General features: G+C 59.8%; 12 protein-coding genes. 5 read left to right on the top strand and 7 right to left on the bottom strand.

Features of this window, described 5'->3' with window-relative positions; all coding sequences use genetic code 11:
* Positions 1-47 precede the first annotated feature (47 nt).
* The 3 genes from HP459_RS06105 to HP459_RS06115 are packed head-to-tail and all read right to left on the bottom strand — an operon-like array spanning position 48 to position 2,330.
* Positions 48-1,160 carry a M20 family metallopeptidase gene (locus tag HP459_RS06105; protein WP_045622248.1) on the bottom strand — a complete coding sequence of 371 codons (1,113 nt, stop codon included), beginning with the start codon at positions 1,158-1,160 and terminating at the stop codon, positions 48-50.
* Positions 1,161-1,173: 13 nt separating this feature from the next.
* Positions 1,174-1,638, bottom strand: coding sequence for a YjiG family protein (locus tag HP459_RS06110; RefSeq protein ID WP_023305665.1), 465 nt, complete (start codon positions 1,636-1,638; stop codon positions 1,174-1,176).
* Positions 1,635-2,330 (bottom strand): nucleoside recognition domain-containing protein, encoded by a 696-nt coding sequence (locus tag HP459_RS06115; protein WP_045622246.1) that lies wholly within the window; start codon positions 2,328-2,330, stop codon positions 1,635-1,637. Before HP459_RS06115 ends, HP459_RS06110 begins: the two co-directional genes overlap by 4 nt.
* 268 nt (positions 2,331-2,598) lie before the next feature.
* Between HP459_RS06115 and cstA the strand changes: the two genes are divergently transcribed.
* Together cstA and HP459_RS06125 are read left to right on the top strand one after the other, a co-directional pair.
* Positions 2,599-4,704, top strand: coding sequence for a pyruvate/proton symporter CstA (gene cstA / locus HP459_RS06120; RefSeq protein ID WP_038415638.1), 2,106 nt, complete (start codon positions 2,599-2,601; stop codon positions 4,702-4,704).
* A 104-nt stretch (positions 4,705-4,808) separates the two neighbouring features.
* On the top strand, positions 4,809-5,006 hold the full coding sequence (locus tag HP459_RS06125; protein WP_006809671.1) for a YbdD/YjiX family protein: 198 nt from the start codon (positions 4,809-4,811) through the stop codon (positions 5,004-5,006).
* Here the strand turns inward: HP459_RS06125 and HP459_RS06130 are convergent.
* The 4 genes from HP459_RS06130 to HP459_RS06145 all read right to left on the bottom strand — a co-directional run bounded on the left by HP459_RS06130 (position 5,003) and on the right by HP459_RS06145 (position 7,757).
* Positions 5,003-5,407: a helix-turn-helix domain-containing protein gene (locus tag HP459_RS06130; RefSeq protein ID WP_010428455.1), complete on the bottom strand. Its 405-nt coding sequence runs from the start codon at positions 5,405-5,407 to the stop codon at positions 5,003-5,005. The genes HP459_RS06125 and HP459_RS06130 overlap by 4 nt on opposite strands.
* Positions 5,379-5,684: a type II toxin-antitoxin system RelE/ParE family toxin gene (locus HP459_RS06135; protein WP_159513636.1), complete on the bottom strand. Its 306-nt coding sequence runs from the start codon at positions 5,682-5,684 to the stop codon at positions 5,379-5,381. The genes HP459_RS06130 and HP459_RS06135 overlap by 29 nt, the downstream gene beginning before the upstream one ends.
* Before the next feature lie 183 nt (positions 5,685-5,867).
* A complete protein-coding gene (locus HP459_RS06140) occupies positions 5,868-6,611 on the bottom strand; it encodes an SDR family NAD(P)-dependent oxidoreductase (protein ID WP_038415642.1) in 744 nt (247 codons plus the stop codon).
* Positions 6,612-6,668: 57 nt separating this feature from the next.
* Entirely contained in the window at positions 6,669-7,757 is a 1,089-nt protein-coding gene (locus HP459_RS06145; RefSeq protein WP_032624688.1) for an oxidoreductase, read from the bottom strand.
* 159 nt (positions 7,758-7,916) lie between these two features.
* Here HP459_RS06145 and HP459_RS06150 point away from each other — a divergent pair, with 159 nt between their 5' ends.
* The 3 genes from HP459_RS06150 to HP459_RS06160 form a co-directional block, all read left to right on the top strand.
* Complete coding sequence (locus HP459_RS06150; RefSeq protein WP_171936020.1) at positions 7,917-9,419, top strand: sugar ABC transporter ATP-binding protein; 1,503 nt, start codon at positions 7,917-7,919, stop codon at positions 9,417-9,419.
* Positions 9,416-10,411, top strand: coding sequence for an ABC transporter permease (locus tag HP459_RS06155; protein ID WP_063201417.1), 996 nt, complete (start codon positions 9,416-9,418; stop codon positions 10,409-10,411). Before HP459_RS06150 ends, HP459_RS06155 begins: the two co-directional genes overlap by 4 nt.
* 19 nt (positions 10,412-10,430) lie before the next feature.
* The coding region (locus HP459_RS06160; protein WP_171936021.1) for a substrate-binding domain-containing protein at positions 10,431-10,835 on the top strand (405 nt) is incomplete at its 3' end.

A 10,835-nucleotide genomic window follows, 5' to 3' on the forward strand; every position in this document is an offset into this window, starting at 1 on the left:
CCTACGAAACATGCAGGCCCGGTAAGCGAAGCGCCACGCGGCGGTTGTTACAACATCGATACCACCCGCTTCAACAGCCGAACTCGCGGCGCAATGGACGCTTTATCCAGCCATTCCGCCGGGCTGTGGAACCCGGCGCCAACCGGCCCGAAGCCGTCAAGCGTGGGGATGCCGAGCGCGGCGGTGTGGTTGGCGTCGCTGCCGCCGCCGACTGCCTGCCAGGTAATGTCGATGCCTTCCGCTTTACCCGCCGCTTCAACCTGCTGCATCAGCGCCTGCGTCGCGTCGCTCGCGGCCATCGCCGGTTTGTGATTAACCCGCGTCAGCGTGGTGGTCACGCCGTCTAAAAAGCCTTGTTCACATAACAACTCCAGCGCCTGGTTCACCCGGTCATACTCGTCGTTTTCCCAGAAGCGAACGTCCAGTTCTGCCACAGCGCTGTCCGCGACCACGTTCGCCGCGCTGCCGCCCTGAATCACGCCGACGTTAAGTGTAGTGCCGCGATCCCAGTCCGTCAGCGCATTGATGGCGATAACGCTCTTTGCCAGCGCGGTGATCGCCGAGCGGCCTTTTTCCGGGTCATTGCCCGCGTGTGCCGCCACGCCGCTAAAGGTGAGGTGATAGCCCGCCATCCCTTTACGCGCTTTCACCAGCGAACCGTCGGCGCGGGCGGCTTCGCACACCAGCACGCAGCGGGAACGCTTAGCCAGCTCGCCAATCCACTCATGGGAATGGACAGATCCGGTCTCTTCGTCCGGGTTCATCGCAACGGCAATCGCGAGACGATCGTTGTCTGCGGCGTCAAGCGCGCGCATTGCCCACAAAATATTCAGAAGTCCGCTCTTCATATCCGAGACGCCGGGGCCGTACAGGCGGGTTTCATCCTCGCTCAGCGGACGCGCGGCTACGGTGCCGGCGGGAAATACGGTATCCAGATGCCCGACCAGCAGCACGTCGAACCGTTCCGCCTGCGGCTTGTTACTGACGAAGACGCCGGGGCCCACCTTGTCGCCCAGGTTCACCTGCTCCGTATGCCAGCCTTCGCGCTGCCACAGTTGCTGCATGATGCCTGCAACAGCGGCGACGCCGTCAATCGTCTGGGTGCCGCAGTCTACGTTCACCAGGGTTTTCAGCTCTTCGATATAATGGTCAAGGTTCATGTTCACGTCCTGTTCAGAGAATAATGCGCATCAGCAGCATGGCTAAGAAAGCGTTGACCACCGAGAGGGCGATCATCAGCGGAATACGTTTGGCGCGGGTGCCAATCACCCCCAGAATGCGGCCCAGGTACTGCACCTGCGAGCCCATCAGGTAGATGGCGGGCGCCAGGATCGCCAGGTGCTCGCCGGTGAGGATGCCTTTATCAAACAGGCCGATGGCAACGCCGATCCCGCCGCCCATCGACATCCAGCCGCCAATCAGCACGGCGGCCGCTTCGCCCGGCAGGCCAAACAGGCCCATCAGCGGGGAGAAGATCGTGCCCAGCCCTTTCAGCGCGCCGGTAATTTCCAGCGCCTTGATGATGATAAAGGCCATCACCACGTTGGGCAGCGTGCTGCTGGTGGCAATGCTCCAGCCTTTGCGCGCGCCTTCGATAAACACATCGGTAATGACGGGATTGGACTGTGGGGCACTCATGCGGCGTCTCCTTTATGGGTAAACGTCAGGATCAGGCGCAGCAGATTGGCGCCGACAATTTTCATGATAAACATCACCGCGATACAGGCCCCGATGGAGGTGGGCACCGCCGCCGTGCCGTCAACGGCGAGCAGCGTGAAGAGGATCGCCCCGGAAGAGAAAAAGTTGGTGATCATCGCCCCGGCGGAGAACTGGAACATGGCGAAAACGTCTTTCTCTTTTTCGCTGATTTGCCCTTCATCAGAGAGATTACGGGTAAGCGACGCGCCCACGTCGGTACTTTGCAGGCTGCCAATCAGCGCCAGCCCGGTGGTGCCAGGGATCCCCAATAGCGGGCGCAGCAGAGGAGTTAAGAGTTTTCGCGCGGCACGCAGGGCGCCATAGTGCTCCAGCACGTTGATCATCCCCAGGGCGAACATCACCGCGGGAATTAAACCGAGCGCGAAGATAAACCCGTCCATCGCGCCGCTGCCGCCGGTGCCGCGAAAGGCGCTGCTGGCTGTGGTTAACGTACCGTCATCCAGACTGGCTTTGCTGACCACTTTGCCAAATGCGCCGTTGAGGGTGGTGAAATCAAAGACGCCGTACCACTCTTGTCCACCTAACAGACCCGAGAAGAAAACGGCTGCAAACGCCAGCGCGAAGTACGCGCCCGGCCCGACCTGACTATCCTGAGGTACTGAACTGTTCATATCCTTTTCCTTGTATGCACGCGATTGCGCAGGATCATTCTGGCGAGGTTATGGCCAAAAAAAATGATACAAATCATTCCGTAAGGCGGTGTCTGGCCGAAAAAGGTAAAAGTGTGAACGGTGACGCTACGAAAGTGATCGGCTTAACAATGTGGTGTAAATGTCTGGTTTGACCACGCATTATTGCGTTTCAAAGTTGTTAAATTTTATCCGTTGTTCTAGAAACAAAATGTAACATCTCACTGTTTCACAACAACGGATAACCATTATGAACAACTCAGGGAAATACCTTATATGGGCAGGGCTCTCCGTTGTGGGAGCCTTTGCCCTGGGCTACATCGCCCTCAACCGGGGGGAGCAGATCAATGCGCTCTGGATCGTGGTCGCCTCCGTCTGCATTTATCTGATCGCATACCGTTTTTATGGCCGTTATATCGCGAAGACGGTACTGGGCGTAGACGGCACGCGCATGACGCCGGCCGTGCGTCATAACGATGGTCTGGACTACGTGCCGACCGATAAAAAAGTGCTGTTCGGTCACCATTTCGCGGCGATTGCCGGGGCAGGCCCGCTGGTGGGGCCGGTACTGGCCGCGCAGATGGGCTACCTGCCGGGGATGATCTGGATCCTCGCGGGGGTGGTGCTGGCGGGCGCGGTGCAGGACTTCATGGTGCTGTTCGTCTCCACCCGTCGCGACGGTCGTTCGCTGGGTGAGCTGGTGAAAGAGGAGATGGGGGCAACTGCCGGGGTGATTGCGCTGGTGGCGACCTTTATGATCATGGTCATCATCCTCGCGGTATTGGCGATGATTGTGGTGAAAGCCTTGACCCACAGCCCGTGGGGAACCTATACCGTCGCCTTCACCATTCCGCTGGCGCTGTTCATGGGGATCTACATTCGCTATCTGCGTCCGGGACGCATTGGTGAAGTTTCAGTCATTGGCCTGGTGTTCCTGGTGTTTGCTATTATCTCCGGCGGCTGGGTGGCGGAAAGCCCGACCTGGGCACCGTTCTTCGACTTCACCGGCGTGCAGCTGACCTGGATGCTGGTGGGTTACGGCTTCGTGGCGGCGGTGCTGCCGGTATGGCTCCTGCTGGCCCCGCGTGACTACCTCTCTACGTTCCTGAAAATTGGTACCATCGTCGGGCTGGCGATCGGCATTCTGATTATGCGCCCGACCCTGACCATGCCTGCCCTGACCAAATTCATTGACGGTACCGGCCCGGTCTGGACCGGCAATCTGTTCCCGTTCCTGTTTATCACCATCGCCTGTGGGGCAGTGTCTGGCTTCCATGCGCTTATCGCCTCCGGGACCACGCCGAAGATGCTGGCGAATGAAAATCAGGCCTGCCTGATTGGCTATGGCGGCATGCTGATGGAATCCTTCGTGGCGATTATGGCGCTGGTCTCGGCCTGTATTATCGACCCGGGCGTGTACTTCGCGATGAACAGCCCGATGGCGGTACTGGCCCCGGCCGGCACTGTTGACGTGGTCGCCTCTGCCGCGCAGGTGGTGAGCGGCTGGGGCTTTGCGATTACCCCTGAAACGTTGACGCATATCGCTAACGAGGTCGGCGAGCAGTCGATTATCTCCCGTGCGGGCGGGGCGCCGACGCTGGCGGTGGGCATGGCCTACATCCTGCACGGTGCGCTGGGCGGGCTGATGGATGTCTCGTTCTGGTATCACTTCGCCATTCTGTTCGAGGCGCTGTTTATCCTGACGGCGGTGGATGCCGGTACGCGCGCGGCGCGCTTTATGTTGCAGGATCTGCTGGGGGTGATCTCCCCGAATCTGAAACGTACCGATTCACTCCCGGCTAACCTGCTGGCGACGGCACTGTGCGTGCTGGCGTGGGGCTACTTCCTGCATCAGGGCGTGGTCGATCCGTTGGGCGGGATTAACACCCTGTGGCCGCTGTTCGGAATCGCCAACCAGATGCTGGCGGGCATGGCGCTGATGCTTTGTGCCGTAGTCCTGTTCAAGATGAAGCGCCAGCGTTACGCATGGGTGGCGCTGGTGCCAACGGCGTGGCTGCTGATCTGTACCCTGACAGCAGGCTGGCAGAAAGCCTTCAGCCCGGACAACAAGGTGGGCTTCCTGGCCATTGCCAACAAGTTCCAGGCGATGATCGACAGCGGCAAGATCCCGGCGCAGTACACCGAATCTCAGCTGTCCCAGCTGGTGTTTAACAACCGTCTGGACGCCGGGCTGACCATCTTCTTTATGGTGGTGGTTGTGGTGCTGGCGTTGTATTCTCTGAAAACCGCGCTGGCGGCGTTGAAAGTCGACACGCCAACGGCGAAAGAGACGCCGTATGAGCCAATGCCTGAGAACCTGGACGAGATTGTCACCCAGGCGAAAGGGGCGCATTAACCCGTGTGCCGGGTGGCGGCTTCGCCTTACCCGGCCTACATTTCTTATCCTCCCTCTCCCTCCGGGAGAGGGCCGGGGTGAGGGAAACAAACGAGAAACTGACTATGTTCGACACCCTTTCCAAAGCAGGTAAATACCTGGGCCAGGCCGCTAAAATGATGATTGGCGTGCCGGATTACGACAACTACGTCGAGCATATGCGCGTCAACCACCCGGATCAGACGCCAATGACCTACGAAGAATTTTTCCGCGACCGCCAGGATGCCCGCTACGGTGGCAAGGGCGGGGCGAAGTGCTGTTAACCCTCTTTTGGTAAATAGAGGCTGATCTGCTCCTGTTTACAGCCGTAAATTGCCGCCAGCTTTTCGCGGGTGCGCTTTTGCGGTCGGGAGTCCAGCGCCTCCAGCTGTGACACGGCGGACTGACTGATGCCAAGCTTCTCCGCCACCTCCTGCTGGGACATACCGCGTAAAATGCGCCAGGCGGCCTGTAGGCTGACGTTTTGCCAGGTCATGATGCTGCACACTTCCCCAGGCAATTCCACGTCATCCAGACTATCGTGTTCGACCTCAATATCCTCCAGGTCGTCGTCGGTTTCGTCGTCAATTTCTGCCATCTGTAAGAGCATACGAAAATATTCATGATAGGGAATAACAACGTATTGCGTTTTCCCGTTATCGTCCTTGATTAGCTGTACAGCCATAGTTGGCACTCTCCTCATGCAGGTAAGTCGTTGAAGTTCTGCGCTTGACGGCTAAAACATAACAATGGTCATCGGGATCGTCCCGAAGCGTATAGATGATGCGGTAATCGCCAACGCGTAGCCGGAAATGGTCTTCTGTCGCCGATATTTTTTTGATATCGGGCCGGGGAGCCGAGCGGTCATCCAGCTCAGCAAGCTTTACCTCAATGCGACGCTGATACCGCTCGTCAATCTTTGAAAACGCCTTCTTTGCACCATTGGACCAGACAATCTTCATCCGTACCTCCACTGTACGCCCACACAAAACATAAGGAAATAATAAGACTATTAGATAAATTCCGAATTTCTTATGGGGTACTGTAGAGCGGAGAAAAACCGCGAGAAAGCGGCAAAACGCGAATCGTCGAGGCGACTCGAACAGGCCTCTGCCGGGCGACAGAGGCATACAGTAAATTTGCGATCAGGCGTTCAGACCGCCGTCCACATCCAGACCGGCGCCGGAAATTTGCCCCGCAGCCGGGCTGGCGAGGAAGGTGACCGCCGCTGCGATATCCTCCGGCTGGCCGTAATGACCAAGCGCGATCATCCGGCGCTGGGCTTCCGCCTGCTCGCCGTCTTCCGGGTTCATATCGCTGTTGGTCGGGCCGGGATGAACCAGGTTGACGGTAATGCCGCGCGGGCCTAAATCGCGGGCCAGACCCCGGGTAAGGGAGTTTAGGGCCGATTTGGTCATCGAGTAGACGGCAATCCCCGGCTGTGCCACGCGGTTCGCCAGACAGCTGCCGATGTTGATGATGCGTCCGCCGTCAGACATATGCACCAGCGCTTCCTGAATGGCGATCACCACGCCGCGGATATTGACGTTGATCAGAGCGTCGATGTCCGCCAGGGTCATGGACTCCAGCGGGCCGCCGCGTGCAATCCCGGCGTTATTGACAAGAATATCCAGCCCGCCGAGGGAGCGCGCCGCCTGCGTGACCGCATCCTGAATCGCCTGCGCGCTGGCGCTGTCGGCCTGAATCGCCTCGCCGTGTCGCCCCAGCGCGTTGATTTCATCGACGACCTGCTGGGCTTTATCGACGGATTTTTCGTAGGTGATAACCACATCGGCACCGGCGCGTGCCAGCGACAGCGCAATTGCCCGACCCAGCCCACGACTGGCGCCGGTGACCAGCGCCTTTTTACCTGTTAAATCGATCTGCATGATGACCTCGTTGCAAGAGTGGAGAGAATCATCATTAGGTTTAGCCCGTCGGCGCGATTAACGGCTGAAGGATTCCACCTTCTCAAACGCGGCGCGCAGAACGTCAGGGCTTAACGTAATCGGTAAAAAGTGAATCGACTCCACCGGGCGCAGGGTGTGAGCAATGACCTTGTCCAGCTCGTCGCGGTTATGGATATCGACCTCCAGCGCGCGAAGCGTGGTCGGCAGGTTAAAACGCTGGTATGCCGCCACCAGCTGCGTCAGCACGTCCTCCTGACCGAGCAGGGCGCTCTGCACCAGAATGCCGTAGGCCACCTTGGTGCCGTGGAGGTATTTTTCCGTCTGCGGCAGCACGGTTAAGCCGTTGTGCACCGCATGTGCCGCCGCCACGCGTGTATAGCGTTCGCCCAGACCGCCGACCATACCGCCACCGGCGATAACGGCGTCCACCACGTCCCGAAACGCCTGCGTCTGGTCGCCGCGCTGCTGGTCGGCCAGCGCCTCTTCGCTGCGCTCCAGCAGCACGTCGCGGATCGCCAGCGCACCGTTCAGGCCAAGACGCACGGTCAGCGGCAGGTTTTCCGGTTCAGGGGCGAGTACCGCCGCTTCGTACCACTTCGCCAGCGTATCGCCGATGCCTGCCAACAGGTATTCCGCCGGGGCGTTAAGGATGATTTGCGGCTCCACCAGCACCAGATAGTTGGCGTCGTCAAAAATCTCAAACTGTAGCGCCTGCCCGGCATCGTTGTACCACACGGAGAGCGGGGTCCACGCCGCGCAGGTGGCGGCGATGGTGGGAATGCCCACGAACGGCACGCCCAGACGACGCGCCACGGCCTTGACGGTATCCATTACCGCACCGCCGCCCACGCCAATCACCACGCTGGCTTCACCACCCGACGCGTTCACCAGATGAGTGACGTCACGCTCGCTGCAATGGCCCTTAAACAGCAGATGTTTTGCCCCCGTCGCGTTAAAACTCTCCGGCAGATAAGGGCGTGCGCCCTCGATAGCCCGCTCGCCGTAGATCCACACCGCGCGGGAAAGCTGTTCCGGAGTAAAGAAATCATCCAGGTGCGCAAGGCTTCCCGGATGAGAGAAGTAGTTCGCCGGGCCGGGCACGACGCGGATATCGGTGTTGCTCATGAAGTTGTCCTTTTTTAGCAAGCGCTAACCCGATGTTATGTCTGGACATCCGGATGGCTAATAATATTTCGCTTTATCTTATGCCTTTTCCGTCGTTGTCAGTCAACCGGAGCTGTGAAAAATTCGCTAAATCAGAAGAGTAATGAAGGATTTACGCGGATGGTTTCCAGTCGCCTTGAGATGCGCGGTATCAGCCTGGCCTTTTCCGGCTTTCAGGCCCTGTCGCGCGTGGATTTCACCCTGAATGGCGGGTCGGTGCATGCGCTGACCGGCGCCAACGGCGCGGGAAAATCGACGTTGATGGCGGTGCTGTGCGGCACGCACGATCGTTATGAAGGCGAAATCTGCATTAACAACCAGCCGGTAAGCATCCGCGAGCCGCTGGACGCCAAACGGCTGGGTATCCACCTTGTGCAGCAGGAGGTGGACGTGGCGCTGATCCCCGGGCTGAGCATTGCGGAGAACATTATGCTCGACCAGCTGGCGCAGCCGGGACACCGCTACAGCTGGCGCGCGATTCGTCAGCAGGCGCGGCAGGCGCTGGCGCAGCTGGATGTTTCGCTGGACGTTCGCCGTTCCATCGACAGCTGCACGCTGGCTGAAAAGCAGCAGATTTTGCTGGCGCGGGCACTCTCGCACCACTGCCGTTTTCTCATTCTTGATGAGCCCACTGCGCCGCTGGACGCGCACGAAAGCGAGCGTCTGTTTGCGGTAGTAAGACGTCTGCAACAGCAGGGCATTGGCGTGGTGTTTATTTCTCACCGCATTCACGAGCTGAAGGCCATCTGCGACACCCTGACGGTGCTGCGCGACGGCAGGCTGATTGAGTCCGGCCCGATGGCGGATCTGAGCGGAGAGGAGATCGTCGAGAAGATGCTCGGCCACGAGCTGAGCGATATCTATCCGCCCCCGCGACCGCCGCACGGTGAAGAGATGCTGCTGCGGGTGGAAGGCCTGCACGACGACGCGCTGCTGAAAGATATCTCCCTGCATCTGCGCAAAGGTGAAATCCTCGGCATTGCCGGGCTGGCGGGGGCGGGGAAAACGGAACTCTGCAAGGCGCTGTTTGGCGCCAGCAAAAGCCGCGTGGCGCGTGGCGAGCTGAACCATCAGGCCTGGAAACCGCGCGATCCGGCAGACTCGGTGCTACGCGGTCTGGCGCTGGTGCCGGAGGAGCGGCGCAAAGAGGGCATTTTTATCGACGAGCCGGTGAGCATGAACCTTGCCGTGTGCGCCGATAACAGTTTCTCGCGCTGGAGCCTGTTTGGTCATCGTCAGGCGTGGCGCTGGGCGGAACAGGTGATTGCCCGCGTCGGCGTGCGCACGCGCGGGCCGGGGCAGGTGCTGCGTCGGCTTTCCGGCGGTAACCAGCAGAAGGTCGCCATCGGGAAATGGCTGCGCAATGACGCCAGCGTGCTGATATTCGACGAGCCGACCAAAGGCGTGGACGTGAAGGCCAAAACCGATCTGTTTCAGCTGATCGACGGCCTGGCGCGCGAGGGCAAAGGGGTGATTTACGCCTCGGGTGAATTTGCCGAGCTGGTCGGGCTCTGCGACCGCATCTGCGTGCTGTGGGACGGTCGCATCGTGGCGGAAATCGCCGGGGCAGAGGCCCGGGAAGAAACACTACTTTATTATTCAACCGGAGGAACGGCGTCGTGAGCAAGGCCCTTTCAGTGACCACGGCGGCGTCTGGCCGTCAGCAGATTTTCGATTTTCTTTATAAGTGGGGCATGCTGCTGACCGTCGTCGCGCTGGTGGCGGTGTTTGGCCTGGCGTCGGACAGCTTCCTCGACCCGAACAACATCATCAACATTCTGCGCTCGATCGCTATCGTGACGGTGATTGCCGTTGGCGTCTCGATTTCGCTGACCGTCGGCGGGTTCGACCTCTCCGTAGGATCTACCGCGTCGCTGGCGAACGCGCTGGTGATTTCGCTTTTCGTCTGGCACGGCTTCGGCACCACCGAGTCGATTCTGCTGACCCTCGCGCTCTGTACGCTGGTCGGCCTGTTTAACGCCTTTCTGATCGTCATCCTCCGCATTCCGGACATGCTCGCGACCCTTGCCAGCCTGTTTGTCATCCAGGGTGTGGCGATGACCTACAGCTACGGCGGGTCGATTACCGAGAACATGGTGCTGCCGAGCGGCGACATGGCGGAAGGGACCATTCCGGCGGCGTTTGGCCTGCTCGGGCAGGTGCCGACCATTGTGATCGTCATGCTGGTGGTGACGATGCTGGCACAGCTGGGCCTGTCGCTGACCACCCATGGACGCCGGATGTACGCCATTGGCGGCAACCCGGAAGCCGCGCGCCTCTCCGGCATTCGCACCACCCGCTACAAAGTGGCAGCCTACGTGATTGCCTCCCTGCTGGCGGGGCTGGGCGGCATTCTGCTGGCCTCGCGTATTGGTTCATCGCAGGTGAATGCGGGCGGCGGCTACCTGATGGACGCGGTGGCGGCGGCGTGGATCGGCTTCTCGCTGGCCGGATCCGGCAAGCCGAACGCGCTGGGTACGCTGGTGGGGGCGGTGATCCTCGGCGTTCTGTCGAACGGGCTGGTGATGCTCTCCGTGCCGTATTACGCCATGGACATTATAAAAGGGCTGGTGCTCGCGGTAGCGCTGGCGATTACCTACATACAAAAACGCTGACAACACAACGGGATAATAAATGAAAAAGATTGCGCTCTCTTTGGTAGCTCTTGGGTTACTCACTTCTCTGCCGGGCCTGGCGGCTACCCCCGCGCCGGTTCCGACCGCCATTGCCAGCCATGACGGCCCGATCCGCATCGCGGTGATCCGCAACCTGGGCTCGGACGACAACACCACGCAGTTTGTTGCCGGGGCGATTCAGGAAGGGAAAAAGCTCGGCTTTAAGGTCAGCACCTTTTTAAGTAACGGGGACGACGCCAAATTCCAGGATTTCGTTAACCAGGCCATCAGCCAGAAATACGACGGGATTATTCTCTCTCAGGGGCGCGATCCGTACTCCACCGCGCTGGTGAAGAAGGCGGTGGATGCCGGGATCAAAGTTTCGGTGTTTGATACCGCTGTGAACGGCGAGATCCCGGGCGTA

Origin of the sequence: Enterobacter sp. CM29 (assembly GCF_013179605.1) — a bacterium.
GTDB classification, from domain to species: Bacteria; Pseudomonadota; Gammaproteobacteria; order Enterobacterales; family Enterobacteriaceae; genus Enterobacter; species Enterobacter intestinihominis.

Coding starts and splice junctions, on each gene's coding strand:
- HP459_RS06105 (WP_045622248.1), bottom strand. CDS start 1,160: ATGAACCTTGACCATTATATCGAAGAGCTGAAAACCCTGGTGAACGTA.
- HP459_RS06110 (WP_023305665.1), bottom strand. CDS start 1,638: ATGAGTGCCCCACAGTCCAATCCCGTCATTACCGATGTGTTTATCGAA.
- HP459_RS06115 (WP_045622246.1), bottom strand. CDS start 2,330: ATGAACAGTTCAGTACCTCAGGATAGTCAGGTCGGGCCGGGCGCGTAC.
- cstA (WP_038415638.1), top strand. CDS start 2,599: ATGAACAACTCAGGGAAATACCTTATATGGGCAGGGCTCTCCGTTGTG.
- HP459_RS06125 (WP_006809671.1), top strand. CDS start 4,809: ATGTTCGACACCCTTTCCAAAGCAGGTAAATACCTGGGCCAGGCCGCT.
- HP459_RS06130 (WP_010428455.1), bottom strand. CDS start 5,407: ATGGCTGTACAGCTAATCAAGGACGATAACGGGAAAACGCAATACGTT.
- HP459_RS06135 (WP_159513636.1), bottom strand. CDS start 5,684: ATGAAGATTGTCTGGTCCAATGGTGCAAAGAAGGCGTTTTCAAAGATT.
- HP459_RS06140 (WP_038415642.1), bottom strand. CDS start 6,611: ATGCAGATCGATTTAACAGGTAAAAAGGCGCTGGTCACCGGCGCCAGT.
- HP459_RS06145 (WP_032624688.1), bottom strand. CDS start 7,757: ATGAGCAACACCGATATCCGCGTCGTGCCCGGCCCGGCGAACTACTTC.
- HP459_RS06150 (WP_171936020.1), top strand. CDS start 7,917: ATGGTTTCCAGTCGCCTTGAGATGCGCGGTATCAGCCTGGCCTTTTCC.